9 protein-coding genes and 2 pseudogenes are annotated in these 17,380 nt (G+C 69.3%); 7 read left to right on the top strand and 4 right to left on the bottom strand.

Translation table 11 applies throughout. From position 1 onward, the window contains the following. Nucleotides 1-71 precede the first annotated feature (71 nt). Both EKH77_RS26950 and EKH77_RS26945 read right to left on the bottom strand, forming a co-directional pair. The gene (locus EKH77_RS26950) at nucleotides 72-1,352 is read right to left on the bottom strand and encodes an IS701 family transposase (RefSeq protein ID WP_126912897.1); all 1,281 of its coding nucleotides are present in this window, start codon (nucleotides 1,350-1,352) and stop codon (nucleotides 72-74) included. A 136-nt stretch (nucleotides 1,353-1,488) separates the two neighbouring features. Then, the gene (locus EKH77_RS26945; protein ID WP_126916865.1) at nucleotides 1,489-2,211 is read right to left on the bottom strand and encodes a helix-turn-helix domain-containing protein; all 723 of its coding nucleotides are present in this window, start codon (nucleotides 2,209-2,211) and stop codon (nucleotides 1,489-1,491) included. Nucleotides 2,212-2,279: 68 nt separating this feature from the next. Between EKH77_RS26945 and EKH77_RS26940 the strand changes: the two genes are divergently transcribed. Next, a complete protein-coding gene (locus tag EKH77_RS26940; RefSeq protein ID WP_126916864.1) occupies nucleotides 2,280-2,933 on the top strand; it encodes a flavin reductase family protein in 654 nt (217 codons plus the stop codon). A gap of 169 nt (nucleotides 2,934-3,102) precedes the next feature. Further along, a pseudogene (locus EKH77_RS26935) lies at nucleotides 3,103-3,525 on the top strand (integrase core domain-containing protein); the annotation flags it as partial. Nucleotides 3,526-3,811: 286 nt separating this feature from the next. Here EKH77_RS26935 and EKH77_RS26930 read toward each other — a convergent pair. Together EKH77_RS26930 and EKH77_RS26925 are read right to left on the bottom strand one after the other, a co-directional pair. Next, nucleotides 3,812-4,042 carry an acyl carrier protein gene (locus EKH77_RS26930; protein ID WP_126916863.1) on the bottom strand — a complete coding sequence of 77 codons (231 nt, stop codon included), beginning with the start codon at nucleotides 4,040-4,042 and terminating at the stop codon, nucleotides 3,812-3,814. A gap of 165 nt (nucleotides 4,043-4,207) precedes the next feature. Next, nucleotides 4,208-4,897 (bottom strand): annotated as a pseudogene (locus EKH77_RS26925) (IS5 family transposase); the annotation flags it as partial. On the opposite strand from EKH77_RS26925, the gene EKH77_RS34835 reads away from it, so the two are divergent. The 5 genes from EKH77_RS34835 (at nucleotide 4,800) to EKH77_RS26900 (ending at nucleotide 17,364) form a co-directional block, all read left to right on the top strand. Continuing rightward, entirely contained in the window at nucleotides 4,800-5,441 is a 642-nt protein-coding gene (locus tag EKH77_RS34835) for a helix-turn-helix domain-containing protein (RefSeq protein ID WP_126916862.1), read from the top strand. The pseudogene EKH77_RS26925 and the gene EKH77_RS34835 overlap by 98 nt on opposite strands. Before the next feature lie 374 nt (nucleotides 5,442-5,815). Beyond that, entirely contained in the window at nucleotides 5,816-7,072 is a 1,257-nt protein-coding gene (locus tag EKH77_RS26915) for a ComEC/Rec2 family competence protein (RefSeq protein WP_126916861.1), read from the top strand. A gap of 21 nt (nucleotides 7,073-7,093) precedes the next feature. Beyond that, complete coding sequence (locus EKH77_RS26910; RefSeq protein ID WP_126916860.1) at nucleotides 7,094-11,428, top strand: DUF6603 domain-containing protein; 4,335 nt, start codon at nucleotides 7,094-7,096, stop codon at nucleotides 11,426-11,428. A 4-nt stretch (nucleotides 11,429-11,432) separates the two neighbouring features. After that, complete coding sequence (locus EKH77_RS26905) at nucleotides 11,433-13,688, top strand: hypothetical protein (protein ID WP_126916859.1); 2,256 nt, start codon at nucleotides 11,433-11,435, stop codon at nucleotides 13,686-13,688. Nucleotides 13,689-13,707: 19 nt separating this feature from the next. Beyond that, complete coding sequence (locus EKH77_RS26900) at nucleotides 13,708-17,364, top strand: hypothetical protein (RefSeq protein WP_126916858.1); 3,657 nt, start codon at nucleotides 13,708-13,710, stop codon at nucleotides 17,362-17,364. The last annotated feature ends 16 nt before the right edge of the window (nucleotides 17,365-17,380 follow it).

The following is a 17,380-nucleotide window of genomic DNA, read 5'->3' as shown; positions in this document are numbered from 1 at the left end:
TCTTGGTCTTGTTGTGTGTGTCCTGGTGGGCAGGGGTTGGTGGCAGGTGGTGCAGATGCCGGTCCAGCACCTCAGGATGTCCTGGAGAGTGTCGAGGATTTGGTAGAGGGTGAGACCGGTGTGGGGGCTTTTGGGGCCAGGCGTTGTTCGGTGAGGAAGGCGTGGGCGGCGGTGACGAGGGTGACGTGGTGGTGCCAGCCTGGCCAGGAGCGGCCTTCGAAGTGGTCCAGGCCCAGGCCGTGTTTGAGTTCGCGGTAGTCGTGCTCGATCCGCCAGCGGATCTTGGCCAGATGCACCAGGTCGGCGATGGGGGTGTCCGCCGGGAGGCTGGACAGCCAGTAACCGGTGGGGGTCTCGGCGTCTTCGGGCCATTCGGCCAGCAGCCAGCAGTCGGGCAGGACCCCGTCCCACCAGCCCTGCCCGGCCGAGGCCGCGGCTTTGACCGGACGCTCGACGGCCTTGCCCGCGGGACGGACGCGCACGGCGGCGAACCGGGAACGCAGTTTCCCTCTTGATCCGTTCCGCCAGGTCACGGTGGTGAAGGCTTCTTGTCCGAGGCCGGTGGCCAGGGCTGCTACCGAGGGTGCCCGGTGGCGGTAGCGGGGCTGGGGCCGGCATCCGGTGGGCCCGTTGCGGGCCGGGGCCGAAGGCTCGGCGTCGAAGGGGTGGGCGGTCACGTCCGCGCGGATGGCCAGGACGTAGGCGAGTTTGCGGTCGGCCAGTGCGGCCCGTAGGTGTGCGTTGGTGCCGTAGGCGGCGTCGGCGACCACGACCGGTGGGCTCATGTTCCAGCCGGCGAGGGTGTCGAGCATGTCCAGGGCCAGTCGCCATTTCTCGCGGTGCGTGACCCCGGGCGGGATCCGGGTCGTGGTCCGGCGGGCGGTGTCCGATGCCCATTCCTCGGGCAGGAACAGGCGCCATTGCAGCGGGCAGGAAGCCGTGTCGGTGGCGGCGTGGATACTGACCGCGACCTGGCAGTTGGCCTGTTTGCCCAGCGCCCCGCAGTACTGCGGGGCCACCGCGACCGACATCCGGCCGTCCTTGGGCACCGACACATCATCGATCACCCAGGCCACCGGGTCGATCAGCGGCAGCATCCGCTCACAGATACGGCGCTGCACCGGAACGGGGTCCCACGTCGACTGGTTCACGAACTGCTGCAGGTTCTGCTCGTTGCCGTCCGGCAGCCGCGCGGCCATCGCCTGGACGGACTTCCGGCGGCCGTCCAGCATCAGCCCCCGCAGATAGCAGTCGCTCTTGGCCCGCTGGTCCTTCCGCGGCACCGACGCGAACACATCAGCGACGAACAACCCCAACTTCACCCGAACACGGCCCACTTCAAGCGCGTCCATACACCCAACATGCCACCGAACAAACCCGCCAGGAAGACCTAACGGAGTCCTACTAGGGGCGTGTCTCAGTAGCACAGAAGGGTGCGGCGCGGTGAGGCGCGGGTAGCGGCAGCGTCTGACCGGGCGGGATCGGTGTTCAGCTGACGGGAGTGCCCGTCTCGTCGGACAGGCCGAGGTGGTCCTGAAGCGTACGCCGGCCGATCTCGGTGAGAGCGACGGCGCGGCCGGTGCCGATCCGAGTGATCCAGCCGGAGTCGAAGGCGTGGCGGCACAGGGCGGCACCGACGGCACCGGCCAAGTGGGGGCGGCGTTCGGTCCAGTCCAGGCACGCGCGGACGGGCGGACGCCGTGTGGCGGGCGGTAGCGCGATGCCGAGACCGGCCAGCCAGGCGATCCCGTTGCCGGTGAGCGTCAGCCCCTGCTCCCAGTCCAGCAGCCCCCGGTCGGTCATCGCCTCGGTGATCGCGACCCCGAGGGCGCCCGCGAGGTGGTCGTAGCACGTGCGGGCGCGGGCCAGCGCCCGGCTCCGGTTGACGGCGGGCAGTGAACGGGGCGGATTGACGCGACGAGGCGCCATGGAGGCAAGGGTCTCGATCAGTTGGGCCGTCTCGGGATCGGCGAGGCGCACGTAGCGATGGCGACCCTGACGCTCCTGGGCGAGCAGTCCTCCGCCGACCAGGAGGTTCAGGTGCTCGGTGGCCGTCGAGGCGGCCACCCCGGCATGGCGCGCCAACTCGGTCGCGGTCCATGCCCGGCCGTCCAGGAGGGCCAGGCAGAAGCTTGCGCGGGTGCCGTCCGCCAGGAGTCCGGCCAGAGCGGCGAGGTCCGGGCCCTCCGGGTGCGCGTCATGGTTTCTCATCGCCGTCCATCATCCACCAGCGATCCTTCGGTGAGGGCCGAAGTGTCTTCACCCTACGGTCGACTCCCATGGACACCGCTACACGCAGCACCACGCCCGGCAACACGTCGGCCGCCCATGTGACCGTCGAGCCGAGCATCCTGTACTTCGGCACGCCGGTCGTACTGCTCTCGACAGAGAACGAGAACGGCTCCTTCAACCTCGCGCCGATGTCCTCGGCCTGGGCACTCGGCCACGTCATCGTCCTCGGTCTGGGCCCCGGGGGACAGACCGCGCACAATCTCCGCAGCCGACCCGATCTCGTGGTGAACCTCCCTGAGCCTGCCCAGTGGCCGGCGGTGGAGCGGCTGGCGCCGCTGACCGGACGCACCCCGGTACCCGTGGACAAGCGCGACACCTTCCGTTTCGAGCCGGACAAGTTCGCCGCAGCCGGCCTGCGACCTGAACCCTCCGAGCTGGTCCGGCCGCCCAGGGCCGCCGAATGTCCTATCCAGCTGGAGGCACGCGCAGCCCGGGTCCAACCCGACGCCTCCGGGGCGTTCCTCATCGTCGAAGCCCACGTGCTCAAGGTCCACGCCGATCCGCGTATCGTCGTCCCCGGCTCCCAGCACGTCGACCCGGCCACGTGGAGCCCGCTGATCTACAACTTCCGTCACTACTACGGACTGGGCCCTGAACTCGGCCACAGCTTCCGCTCCCAGACACCCCGGCAAGCCCACTGACCGATCTCGAAGCCGGTAAACGTAGGGGCAAGGTCGTCGTGACCGGACCAACGTCGCGGAACTGCCTTCTCAGCGACCCCAGAAGATCGAAAACCCGGACAAGCGCACCCCCTCCTTGCTACAGAGAGCTACTTGTCACTTCGCGGCAGCTTCGGGAGGACAGGGCCACGACCACAGCCGCCTGGCCTACAGCGAGGTCCACCCGGACGAGAAGGCCGCCACCTGCGCGGCCTTCCTGACCCGGGCCGCGGCCTTCTTCGCCACCTGCGGCATCGACCGCATCGAACGCGTCCTGACGGACAACGCCTGGCCCTACCGCAAGAGCTTCGCCTGGCGCCAGGCACTGACCGACCTCGGCGCGACCGGCAAGCTCACACGCATCTACCGGCCACAGACCAACGGCAAGGTCGAACGCTTCAACCGCACCCTCCTCGACGAATGGGCCTACCTGCGGCCCTACACCAGCAACGACGAACGCACCGCCGCCCTGACAGGCTTCCTCCACACCTACAACCACCACCGCTGCCACACCGCACTCGGCGGCAAGCCACCGATCACCTGCGTGAACAACCCTGCGGGTCAATACACCTAGGGGCTGTCTGATGGGTCGGTGACGAACCGAGACGAGAACTCGTTCCCAGGCGAACGACTCCTGGGGTCACCGCCGCAACCATCCATCGACAGCTTGACCAGGCATCAAGCCCGCCGGTGCCGAGCAGGCCCCCAACGGGGGGCCGGCGACTCACCGACGACGGGACACCTTTGGACTGTGGAGACAGGCACACCGTTGTCAGCACAGGCGCCAGAGCACACGCCAGCACGACGGCCCTGACCCCGGAAGGGACCAGGGCCTGTCGATCAGGTGTCACGTGCGGGGCTCAGCCTGAATAGCTGACGTACATGATGGCGTCCCGGATGGTGCGGATCTTCTCTGCTTCCTCGCCGGATATTTCCACCCCGAACTCCTTTTCCGGGGCTGTGAACAGCTCCTTGACGCCCTGTTCATCCCCGCCGAGGTCATTGATGAAAGAGGCGTCGTTCGTGAGCTCCCCCACCGGGATCCCGAACTGGGCGGCAACGATGTTCTTCACACGCTCTTCGATGTCCATGCACTCTCCTCTGTCGGAAGCGGACGGTCTCGCGTGACGGAAGCCCGGCACACGAAACCGGACGTGATCATTAAAGACGAGCCTGAGCACGAATCGTTGGTCGGGCCGCAGTAGTGACCCATCGGACACGCCCTAGATCCCCGACTAGGGGCTTTCGTCAGGTCCTCACCGGAGCCATAGCCGGATCGCGGCGACGGTGACCGTGCCTTGGAAGACGTGTTCTCTTGTCGTATCTGGTATCTACGGCCGGAAGCTCTTAAGGGCGTTGACGGTCCGTTCGACTTTGCTCCTGCGCACATAGCGGGCCCGGTCGAAGCCGGTGCGTCGGCCGCCGCGGCTTCCACGGCGTTGGCGGTTGGCTCGCTGGTCCCGGCGTTCGGGGATCGTGTGCCGGATCTGCCGCCGTCGCAAATATCGGCGGTTGCGGCGGGAACTGTACGCCTTGTCGCCGCTGACGTGGTCCGGGCGCGTCCTCGGATGCCCGCCGTCCGGGCGCGGGACACGGATACGTTCCAGGACCGGGATCATCTGCGGGGCGTCACCCCACTGCCCCGGGGTGACCAGAACGGCGAGCGGGCGGCAGCCTCCGTCGCTCGCCAGATGAATCTTGGTGGTGAGCCCGCCACGTGAGCGGCCGATCGCTTCGTCCGGCCGGTGATGGACGGGTTGCCTGCGTCGGCCTGGTAACCGCGCCGGGCGGTGGCGGGCCCCGGCGGCGTGCTGATGGGCGCGGCATGATGTGGAATCGACGCTGACCATGGACCGGTCGATCCGGCCCTCTGCATCGGCATCGGTCTGCACGGCCCGCAGGACCTTCTCCCACGTGCCGTCAGCTGACCATCTCCGATGCCGGTCGGTCGCCGCACCCCCTGCCACCACGCTGGCGGGCGACGCTCCGGACAGCGCTCACTACGGGCGGGCCCTCTCCCGCAACCTCGAGCGTGCCCTGGAGGTCACGCATCAGAGTCTGCGCCCGCTCGCTGAGAACACCGGGATCACCCACTCCACCATCAGCCGTGTCATGCATGGCAAGGTCATGCCGGATCTGGGCACTCTGGCCCGCCTGGAAGCCGCCTCCGGCTTCCAGTTGTGGCCCGGTCCCACCGCCTTGCCGTCGCGGAAATCGCCCGGCCGGCAGGATCCGGCGGGCCGGGTAGCCCCGCACCGCCGGGTGGCATGCCCGCCCGGCGCGGCCGGGTGCCGGTCGGCGTCCGTGTCCGGTAGGCGTGCTGGGGGTGTGCCTCTGTCGCGTGGATGTGGCGGGCGTTGCCCAGGGGTTTGCTGGCGGAAAATGCTTGGTCCGCAGCCCGCGCCGGTCAGGCGTGCTTGTGTCGCCCGTCACATGCCAGGCACAGTTGGCGGCGGCCCGGCGTCAGATATGGGTGGTTCCTTCAGGTAAGGCGAGTTGCTGGTCTGTTCTTCCCTTCTGCTGTGGTTCGGGGGCTGGGTCTCTGTGGCAGTGCGTGTGGGCGGCGTCCAGGAAATCCTTGAGCAAGCGGCTCCGGGGGCACCGGTCAAGGTGCCGGCCTCTGCGCTGCGTGGCCGCGCCCCCGACGTGTGCCCGGCGTTGCGTGGCGGCGGACTGCGGCAGGGAACGTGGCGTGCGACCCGAAGGGGTTTCGGATCACCGGGCAGGTCATCGCCGCTAAGCATCTGACGGTACGCGCCACGAGGTGGTGACCTTTCTGTCTCTCCATCGCCTCGGCCATTCAAGGCGCCCCTGCGGGGCAGCTTCACGTTCCCGAATCCGCGTCACGACTGGGGGGATTTCCCATGCCGGCAGAAGTGACCTTTTTCAACGTCGGTCAGGGGGACTGCACACTGATCGTGTTCTACGGAAAGGATCCGGCTAAGGGTGAGGCGGCCGTCCTTGTGGATTTCGGAACCACCAACGAGATCTCGCACAAGTTCAACGGCCCAGTGGCTGAAGACACGGTCCGCATGTACAACCACGTCCCCGAAGAGATCGCCAAGAAGCTGGCCGCGCTCAAGTCGCCGAACACGCTCGACCTCCTGATTCTTACTCACCCCGACCAGGACCACTACAACCTGATGTCCCACCTCCTGTTCACGCGCGGAACAACGGAGGAGGAGAAGACCACCACATTCAGGTTCAAGGTCAGGAACGTGCTTTACGCGGGAAAGCTGGACGAGTACACCAGTATCCGGGTCCGGGGCCCGCACATGAAGAAGGTCCTGCAGGACTGGAACAAGCACAAAACCGCAGCCGGGGACCAGGCGATCGAGAACCTCCCGCGCCGACTCGCTGCGGAAGTGGTGACCCCCGAACTCCTCGTGCCGATGCCAGGCGGCGGCGCGAAGGCGGGTCTTTATCTGATCGCGGGCATGACCGCCAGCCCGGACCTGGGTCCGCCTGCGGCGAAGAAGGCGAAGCCGGACGCAGAGCTCCCTTCGGAGGAGAGGGCCAACCGTCACTCCATCGCGCTGATGCTGTTGGGAGCGGCGACAGCGGACGGCAAGGCCCAGCGGGTCTTCCTGATGGCTGACACCGGCCACGAGGTGGAGTCGGTTCTGATGAGCAGGACAGGCCCTGACTGGGACATCGGACTCCGGAAGACCGGAATGTCCTGGCTCAAAGCAGGACACCACGGCAGCGCCGTCTCGACTACCCCAGAATGGCTTGATTTCATCAAGCCCGACGGGATCTTCATCAGTGCAGGGACGTCCAAGAACTACAAGCATCCGAGGCTCTCCCACCTGGCGAAGATTGTGCAGAAGTGGAAGAGTAATTCTCCTGTGATCCCGGAGGTCCAGCTGATTCCGGCGGACCCGCTGCTCCCCGAGATCGGGTACTACCACGATATTGCGGGAGAGCTGCCGCGCATTGTCGCTCCGGACAAGCCGCTCAACAAATTCCTGACGGAGCCCGGAATCCGGGGTGTGGCTACCAGCCTCGTTCGGTACGTCGACGAAGCCGCAGGGCGTACAGATATCGAGTCCGTCGGATACGACTGGCACCTGACGATCGACGTGGCCGGCCCGAACACCTACCGACTCACCTATTCCTGACGAGGCGGAGGGAAGCGCACTATGCCACTCACTGTTGCCGTGCTGCGCGAGAAACTGACCAACAGTGCGGGCGAGGAGTTCCGTCTGGCCCCGGGAGAGCTGGGGATCCCGGAGGCGGATGCCCTCTTCACCGCGCACCTCGGCGATCCCGCGCTGGCCATCTCCGGCGCCCAAACGGATCCCGAGCACCTGACCGTCGCCGGCAAACTGAGCCTGCTCCACCTGACCGAGCTCCTGCCTGCGTCCGTCTCCTTCCTGCCGGAGGGAGGTGACCTCGAGGACGACAGCGCTACGGTGACCGGCGTGCAGGTGGATGTGGCCCTGCCCGACGGGCCCATCCCGGAAGGTCACCTCGCTGCGGACCCTGCCGCCCTCCGCGACCTGGGCTTCGACGTGCTGCACCTGCTGCTCGACGTGAGCCCCGACGGTCTCGGGACGACCAGGGCCCGCGTCGGCCTCGGTGCAGAACTGCCGCTTCCCGGGCGCAGTGCGCAAAGTGACGGCAAGGCGTACGTGAGCGGTTTTCCACCCGATTCCGCGTCTGTGGCCTGGAACGTCAGTGGCGAGTTCCCGCCCGTCGCACTCCATTCCCTGAGCGACCTCGGCTTCCTTGCGCCCGGGGCCGGGGCGAACGGCTTCCAGGTACCCGAGATCTTCTCGAACGGCGCCGAGCTGTCCGTCACCGGCTTGTCGGTGAACTTCGCCGACGGCCCCGGGGGGAAGGTCTATTCCGCGTGGGTGCGGGTGGACCTCGACACCAGCTGGGAGGTCTTCCCGGGCTTGTTCGAGATCTCCGGGCTGCGTGCGGAGTTCGCCGTGCTGCCCAGGCCGGGCGGCCTCAAGGTGAGCGCACAGTTCGGTGGGCTGCTCACTCTCGCCGAGGACGTCAAACTGTCGGCCGCTGTCCGCGTTCCCGAACTGGGCGTGGTCGCGGAGCTGGTCGAGGAGGTCTCTCTGGAGCCGCTCCTGGAGCTGTTCCTGCCCGGCTCCGGTCTGCCCGCCGGGGATCTTTCCGTGCACCGGTTGCGGTTCGAGGCCGCCAGGGGGCAAAGCGGTCCCGTATACGGGCTCGACATGGGAATCGGCGGTGCCTGGCAGATCACGGACGGTATCGCGCTCTCGGGGATGGAGCTGTCCGTCCTCGTGGACGGGAAACAGACTGAGGGGCTCGTGGCCGCGAACTGGCTGCTGGGCAGCGGTTCACTGCGGATCAGTGCGGAGCGCCGGGACAACGTATGGAAGTTCGCGGGCACGGCGTACGGTGTCACGGCCGCTGACCTGTTCGGTGTCTTCGGAACCGATCCGCCCGCCATCCTCGACGACCTGGAGCTGGCCTCTCTCCACGCCGCTTTCGACGTTCCTCTCAAGAACATCGGCCTGTCCACCACGCTGGCCTTCCCTCTCGGCGACGCCGACTGTGCCCTCACGCTCACCGCCTCCCTGACCCGGCAGGGGGCCGGGTCCGGCTACGAGAAGGACATCAGCGGGGTGCTCCGGCTCACGCTCCCCGCCCCGGACACAGGCGAAGGCGATGCCCTGGCCCTGCGGGATCATCTTCTCGGCACCGAACAGCCCGGCCCGCGCGTCCTGGAGTTCGCCGTCATCTATGACGAGTCCGCCAGCGGTGCCACCGTGACCGCAAGCTGGACGGCCCGCCCCGGCGTGGCGCTCACCGATCTGGTCGCCGCGCTCGGCATGGAGCTGCCCAGTCTGCCCGAAGTGCTCCAGCCCGAGCTGGAGTCCCTGGGCATCCGCTACGACACCACAACCAAGCGCGTCATTCTCACCGCCGCCACCGAACACACCGGCTGGGTGTTCGTCACTCAGCCGGGAGCTGTCCCCGGTGCCCCGCGCACAAACCTCACAGCGGTACGAGTCGACCTGGACGCACGCGCCTCACACCTTCCGCTGGTCGGTGAGTCGATTCCGCCCGGCTCGGACCTCGTGCTCGACGGCATCGCCTTCACCTCGACGCCGCTGGGGTGGACCCCACCCCAGGCTGTGGCCCTCAACGCCGCGCTGGACCTCCTTGATTCCGGAGCCGAGCGCCGGCTGCCGCGCTTTGCCGCCGATGCGACGGCCGGGCCCGGAACCGCCGTCCAGATCGAGCTGGCCGTCGGCGGAGTGCGGCAGGCCCCGCTCGTCCTCCCGATCACCACCGGCACCGGCCGCACTCCCGCGGCCGCCATCGAGGGCCCGCGCGCCGAACCCGCGGCGCCGGGCGACGGCGCCTCCCGCGACCTGGAGCTCGCCTTCGGTCCGGTACGCCTCAATGGCCTGACGCTCGGATTCGCCAACGGCACGGTCTTCGTCGCGATCGACGCGGTCTTCACCACCGGCCCCGTACAGTTCGCGCTGCTCGGCCTCGGTATCGGGATCGACGCCCAGATGCGTCCCGTACCGGTGCTGCGGGGTGCGGCCCTGCTGCTGGAGAAGCCACCGCTGAGGGTCGTCGGCGCGCTGGAGCGGCGGACCGGCACCGGGTACAAGGAGCTGATCACCGGGGCGCTCGCGGTGGAGACCGGATTCTTCTCCCTCAAGGCCGTGGGCAGTTACGCCCGCAGCCAGGACGGCTGGTCGTCCGTCTTCCTCTTCGGCGAGGCCGGCGCGGCGGGCGGCGCCGCGCTCTTCGGGCCGCCGGCGTTCCAGGTCCGGGGACTCTCGGCCGGCTTCGGGGTGAACAGCACCGTACGTACTCCGGCCGTCACCCAGATCCCGGACTTTCCGCTCATCGGACGGCTGGCCGGGGGACCGGACGGGACGAAGCCGGAGGAGATGCTCGACCGTCTGATCGGTGCGCCCGGCCAGGTCGGCTGGGTGACCCCGCATCCCGACCGCTACTGGGCGGCGGTCGGCATCGACTTCACCTCGTTCAAGTTCATCGACACCCGCGCCCTGGCGCTGGTGGAGTTCGGCGACGCGCTGAAGGTGATGATCCTCGGCCGTACCTCCCTCACCTTCCCCAAGAACGCCGATGCCGGCCGCAAGGTGCACGCCCGCATCAACATCGATCTGAAGCTGGCGTACGTGTCCGCCGAGAGCCTGCTCTCCCTGGACATCGCGGTGGCCGAAGGCTCGTTCGTCTTCGACCCGGCCATGCAGCTCACCGGCGGGATCGCCGTCTACGTGTGGACCGGCGGGCAGCGGGCGGGTGACTTCGTCATCAGCATCGGGGGCTACCACCCCGCGTACCGGAAACCCGCCCACTACCCCACCCCCGCCCGGCTCGGCTTCGTCTGGTCGCCCGACGACAATCTGCGGGTCAGCGCCCAGGGCTACACCGCGCTCACTCCGAACGCCCTCATGCTCGGCGGGAAGCTGGACGCCCGGTACGACAAGGGCATCCTCTCCGCCTGGTTCACCGCATACCTGGACGCGCTGATCCAGTGGAACCCCTTCCGCCTCGAGCTCTCCCTCGGGATCCGCATCGGCGTCGCCTTCACCATCAAGGTGTGGTTCGTGAAAGTGCGGGTCTCCATCGAGGTCGGCATCAACCTCGACCTGTGGACTCCGCCGCTGGGCGGTCGTGTGACGGTGAAGGTGTGGTTCATCTCCTTCTCCTTCTCATTCGGTGCCGGCCGCCCGCCGGTCCCACCGATCGGCTGGGGTGAGTTCCGCCAGCAACTTCCGGAACTGCTCGCCATCACCCCGGAACGGGGGACGCTGCCGGACGTGGACGCGGCCGAGCTCGCCGCCCGCAGCGCCGCCGAGGCGCCCGAACTGGTCTCCGGTTTCGGGTTCACGTTCACAACGAGGGCAGCGGTCCCGGTCACCAAGGCCTTCGTCAACGACGTGAAGGTCTACGACGGCAAGCAGGTGGACGTACGCCCCATGGGCGAAGAGCGGATCACCTCCGAACACCGGGTGAAGCTCTACCGCAACGGCCGTCCCTTCGACGACTGGCAGGACTACGGCTGGACCGCTACGGCTGTCGAACAGGGCGTTCCCGGAGCCCTGTGGCGCAAGGGCAAGCCCGGCCCCGGGGACTCCGACCTGCTCCCGGACCATCTCATCGGCCTGCGCTTCGACGTGCCGAAGCCGGCCGAAGGGGACAAGGTCGGCCCCATCACCTCCGCCGCCCTCGACGTCGAGAGGCTGGACGACGGCAAAGTGCCGCTGCGCCACGCCGGCGTGGACGGGCCTGCGCCGGAAGAGAACAACGACAGCGTCGGCATCATCACCCGGACCCTCATCGCCACGAAGGACGACCGTACCGCGGTGCACTGCGCCCTCGCCTTTCTCGGCGTGGCTCCCGGCGGCCCGGAAGGGGATGCCGACGGCCCGCTCGACCACTGGGCCGTGCAGGCCGGTAGCTCTCTCACCTCCCCACCCCTGACCGCCCCTGCCACGAGGTGACCGGATGACCATGCAGCCCGACCTCGACATCACCTTCCTCGACCACCTGCGTCCCAAGGCCACCGCGGGCACGTACAAGGTCGTGGTCGATCAGGCGCTCAAGAAGAGCGGGGGCGGTTCGCTCGACCCCAGCAACGCTGCCATCTCGACGGAGAAGGCCTTCGAGATCCGGGCCCCGCAGTTCGTCCTGGACCGTGGCTCCCTCCACGCCTTCTACCCCGCCCCCGGCGCGAGCGGCGACTTCACCCGCGTCCTGCCCCACATCACCCTCAGCCGCGCACCGCTGCCCTGGGAACGTGAACAGCGCTGGTCACGGGCCAGTCGGCGGGCGCCGTGGCTTGCCCTGCTGGTCTTTCGGGAGGGCGAACTTCCCGACGACCCCGAGGCGCTGGGGGAGGGCGTCCAGCGCAGCGTCCCCGACCTCGTCACGCCCGGGGACCGGATCCTCGGCCCGGAACTCACGGACCTGCCGGAGACGGCGCTGGCCGGCAAGTGCACCACCATCGACGTGCCGGTCGCACTGTTCAGCGCACTCGTGCCGCGCGAGGAGGAGATGTATTACCTCGCGCACGGGCGGAAGGTGACCGAGCCCCGCCTCCTCGCCGACGGCGAGATGTTCACCAAGGGCGAGTTCTCCGTCCTGACCGCCAACCGCTTCCCGCGCGACGCCGGCAATTACGCCGTCCACCTGGTGTCGTTCGAAGGCTTCAACGGGCGGCTGGGCCCCACACCTCCTCCGGGATACGACCACGTTCGTCTCGCTTCGCTGTGGTCGTGGTCCTTCCGCTGCGACACCGACGCCGCATTCGATGCCAAAGCCATCCTCGAGAACCTGGTAGCACCCGGCAGCGAGAAGGCCGAGAAGCTCGAGCTGCGGCTCGTCCCCGAAGCCGCCACGCCGCCGGCCCCGGACGCCGCCCAGCGTGTCGCCCTGGAGCGGCTCCGCCTCGGCTACGTCCCCGTCCCGCACCGGGTCCTCTCGGGAGAACGCACCTACGCCTGGTACCGCGGCCCGCTCACCCCCGTCACCGCCCCGCCCGTCCCCGGGGGCGGGCAGGGCGGCGGGCACACCACCGCCGACCACGCCCTGATCTACGACCAGGAACACGGTCTCTTCGACGTCAGCTACGCCACCGCCTGGACGCTGGGCCGCACCATCGCCCTGGCCGACCCGCAGTACGCCACCGAGGCCACCCACGCCCGGCGCGAACTCGCCAATACCGCCGCCAGGTTCATGGCCCGCTCCGCCGACCCCGTGCGCTGTGCGGCGGCCCTGGACGACCCCGACGACGGGCGCAACCTCCGGGCCCTGCGCGAGCTCGCCCGCGACCGCGGCGGCCGCACCCTCGTCGACGCCCTGACCGCACCCCTGCGCACCCCCGACCCGCAGCTGCGGACCGCCGCGGCCCGCAGGCCGCGCATGAGCCGCGCCGACGCCCGCGCCGCACTCGCCGGCGAGCGCGCACAGGCCGTGCTGAGCACCGTCGCCGCACGCAACACCGGCACCATGCCCGGCTGGCTGGACCGGCTCGGGCTGCTGCGCGGCGTACCGTTCCCCTACCTCGTACCGGACGCACGGATGCTGCCGCCCGAATCGCTGCGGTTCTTCCGCATCGACGAGGCCTGGATCGACGCGCTCGTCGACGGAGCGAACAGCGTCGGCCTGCACACCTCGATGGACCGGCGCCTCGCCCCGCTGCTCCGGCAGGCCACCGCCGCCCACCGCTCCCCCTCTTCCAAGCCCAGGGCCGGTCTGCTGATCCGGTCGGCACTGGTGCCGGCCTGGCCCGAGATCCGCATCTTCGCCACCGACAAGGACGGCAACGCTCTCACCGAGCTGCGCCGCGACCACCCCGACCAGGACGTCCTGCTCTGCCTCTTCGACGGCGTGCCGGACCATGTGGTGCTGCGCGAGCCCGGGCAGGGCATCCACTTCGGCATCGACGCTGGAGACCAGATCAACCTGCGGCAGCTGAAGGAGAACGCCCAGCCGCCGCTGGGCGCGTCCCTCACGGGCAAGGACTTCCCTCCGCGCACGAGTGAGGACACCGTCTTCTCCGCCTATCTGCGCCGCAATGGCGAGGACGGCCCGAACGGCGTCCTGCACCTGCTCGACGGCGAGGGACGGCCCGGCCTCGTCAGGTCCCTGGCCCAGGCACCCGGAATCGATCTGGATGATCTGCACCCGGCGCAGCTGGCCGTGCAGTTCGTCAACGCACCCCTGGAGCAGCACCTGACCGTCCTTGGGCACCAGCCGTGACGAAGGAGCCCGATCCGCGATGAGCCAGACCGATCTGATCGTCCCGATCCAGCTCCACGCGCTGGTCTACAACCTCGGCGTGCAGGAGTCGCAACCCTTCCACCGCTGGAACCCTACGTTCAAGAAGATGCTTCAGGAACAGGCCCCGGCCGAGCCGGAGGCCAGCCCCGCGCCGCCGCTGGCGGACCTCGAGGACAAGTTCGGGGTGTATCTGCAGTGGCAGCTGCCGGAGGCCATCGCCACCGGCCACGTGGACCCGGAAAGCGGCGAGACCACCTTCCCTCTGATGCCCAACCGCTGGCTGATCGTCCGGTACGCCAACGGCAGCAACGGCAGGCGGCAGGCCGCCGGGTGGGTGGTGCAGAGCGACTACCTGCGCTCGGAGTACGACGTGCCGCCCAGCCCAGGGCGCAGCACCCACTTCCTCAACCCGCGCGGGCCCGGGGCCCCGTTCCTGGACTTCATCGGCCGGTGGCACCAGCTGGGGCCGCACGAGCCGTGGCGCGAACCGCGGCCCCGCGACCCCGAGCTCTCCCAGCCGTTCCTCACCGCGATCGGCCCCGGCCTTCCGGCCTTCGCCGCGTTCGAGCCGTACCACCGCAACGTGCTCTCGTTCTACGACGACCTGGGTGACCTGCGCGAGGATGAAAATCTCCCCCCGGAGGACAGCACGTTCAGCTATCTGGCCGTCGGCTGGTACTCCGAGAGGGACATCGACCTCCTCACCCGGGCCGCCGACATTCCCGGCCTGCTGCCACCGGACGCGGACGGTCCCGAGGACGTCCTCAAGGCGCTGGGATGGGCACTGCCCGAAGGCACGGACGGCCAGGAGCTGACCGACTCGCGGTACGTCGGCAGCGCACTCGGCGTCACCTGGCGCCGGACCCAGGCGCCACCGCCGGAGATGCCGGCCGTCGGACGGGTCAAGGTGGCGGCCGGGCACAGCACCGACGACGCCGCGGAGGCACTGGCCGAGCAGCAGACCGGCTCGCTGCGGACCGCGTCCTTGCTCAAGGCGCTGTACCACGGGGTGATCGACACCCTCGAAAGCGCCGACGGCGGATGCGAGGTGGCGGACGCGACCCGCTCCACCTGGTTCGCCGGCCGCAACGGCGGATACGCCTGGCAGATCGTGGACCGGCCCGGCGCAGGCGACGCGCCGGCGCGCCACCTGCGGGCGGAGGAGCCCGCCTGGCTGGACACACTCAACGCGAACCAGGCTGCCTACGACGCCCTGGAGCCCGAACTGAGGCGCAGCCAACAGCGCTTCTGGACCCTGTCCTGGCTGCACGGCCTGCCCGAGCACGAACGGCCGGAGGGCTTCGCCGCCCAGGCATGGGAACACATCCGCCCGGACAAACCCGGCAACCTCGCCGACGACGCCAGGAAGCTGCACGACCGGGCCGAGGCGCTGCTGAAGGCGATCCCGCACGGCAGCACTCCGGAGGCGCTGCAAGCCGCCATCGACGACTTCGCCGCCGGGAACGGGCTCCCCGACCACCTGGAGCTGAAGCGGATCGCCCACGAACCGTTCCACCAGCCCGCCGACCCCGTGATCCTCATCGAGGGCTCCGGAGCCCGCCAGCCGCTCGGCCGGGACCCCGACAATCCCCTGCCGTGCCGGCTGCTGAACGGTCTGCTCCGGGAAGTGATGATCGGCAGCGACTGGGTCCCGGTCCCGGGCGAGTACGCACTGCCGAACCTCGGCGGCGACATCCCACCCATGTGTGAACAGCTGGTTCCGGAGTTCGCCCTCCTGGACCGGGCCGTCATGACTCCGGGGTCCGGCGCCGGCCCGACCGCCCTGCACACCATCCTCTCCGGATCCGACGGCGAGTACGTCCGGGGCTCCCTCGCCGAGTACACGGCGGTATGGAAGCAGCCCTGGCTGCCGATGTACGTGCAATGGGACCTGCGCTACAGCCCGGTGCCGTACCGCACCGCAGACACCGACAACTGGACATTCAACGGCACCGACTACGACTGGGCCGGCAGCGGGTCGCAAGTCGGCAGCGAAGAGGACGCCCGGCAGCGGGCCTTCCGCGGGCGGTCCTTCCTCGCCCCCACGACCGTGTACGTGCTGCGCTCACAGATCCGCCGCTACCTGCAGACCTTCCCGGAACGGGAGACAGCCGGGCTGCGCGAACTCGCCCGGGACTGCGAGAAGATCGACGTGCTCTCGCAGAGCCTCGACGGCTTCAACGACTGGCTGCTCCGCCAGGACGGCGCCGCCCGACTGGTACCGGACGCCGCCACGGCGCATCTGACCGGCGACGGCAGTGTCGTACCCCGGCCGGGGTCACCGGCGCGGACCGGGGAGCCGGAGGACACCTTCCAGCCCGTGCGCGCGGGGCAGTTCTTCTTCATGGACCTGCGCATCATCGACCGCTTCGGGCGGGTCTACGACATCGTCGCCGACAACGACCACCGCCCGGAGCAGTTCCCTCTCCTGCGAGCCGCCAGCGTCACACCGACGGAGGGCACGGAGCTCTACCCGCACCTGCGCGGAGGCCAGCGATTCGTCCAGCTCCCGCCACGCATCTTCCAGGAATCGCGCGTACGCCTGGAGGCTGTGAAGGCACGCGACGGAGCGCGGTACGCGGGCGGTCCGCAGGCAGCGGACGCCGAGCGCGGACCGGTGGCCGGGTGGCTGATGCTCAACTACCTGGACAAGACCCTGCTGGTGTACGCCCCGGACGGCACCGGCCTCGGCGAACTCCGCGTGATCCACAACGAGGACGGGCAGAAGGAGACCGCCTGGAACCCGCTCCCGCATGCGCCGTACCCCGATCCGGAGGCGTTCGAGGCCGCCTACCCCCACCTCGCGCGCTGGGTCATCCCACTCCGTGGCGAGAACACCGGGCGGTTCGAGGACCTGCTCGAGACGATCGACGGCGCGCTGGACAGCATCGACTCCCCGCACGCCGAGGACGACCGCACGGTCGCGCGGCTCGTCGGCCGCCCGGTGGCACTCATCCGGGCCGGCCTGGGCGTCGACCTCAAAGGGCCCCCGCTCACCGACAGCAGCTGGGAAAACGTCCTGTCCCCGCCCGAGGAGGACTACCCCACCTATCGGTGGCCGATCCGCCTCGGCGACGCGGACCGCCTCTCGGACGGTCTGATCGGGTACTACGCCACAAACGGGGAGCCGGGTGACGAGATCAGCTATGACCGTCTGCACGCGGTCGACCCGCTCGGCGACAGCGGCTACACCGTCCCGATCGGGAAGGGCGAAGGACTGGCCATGCCCGCCAGGACCACCTGCCAAGAGCCGCTGACCCACCACCTCACCCTGCTCGCCGACCCGCATGTCCCCGTGCACGCCACGACGGGAATCCTGCCGGTCGTCTCCCTCGCCCTGCCGGCCGACCTGGTCCACCAGGCCCTGCTCCGGATCCGGGCGTCGTTCCGGCTCAACCCGCTGCTGGCACCAGTACGACAGACAGCGCCCCAGGAGCAGGACGTACCGCTGCCTCCCGGCCTCGTCATGCCGCAGCCCGCCTCCTGGCACGGGACGTGGACATGGGCCGAGCCATCCCGCCTCAACGGCGACGGCGACGTCCCGCAGTGGTCGGAGACCGTCATCGCCCCGGCCGACACCCGCTTCCACCCCGACGACCCCGCCCCGGAAGCCCGCGCCGGATACCTCCAGCTCGACCCGACCCGTCCCGAGTAGACGAAGGAGACACCCG

Source organism: Streptomyces luteoverticillatus (genome assembly GCF_003970715.1).
In the GTDB taxonomy this organism is placed as follows: domain Bacteria; phylum Actinomycetota; class Actinomycetes; order Streptomycetales; family Streptomycetaceae; genus Streptomyces; species Streptomyces abikoensis.
The sequence above is the reverse complement of the archived record's forward strand: the minus strand, read 5'-3'. Positions and strand labels throughout refer to the sequence as shown.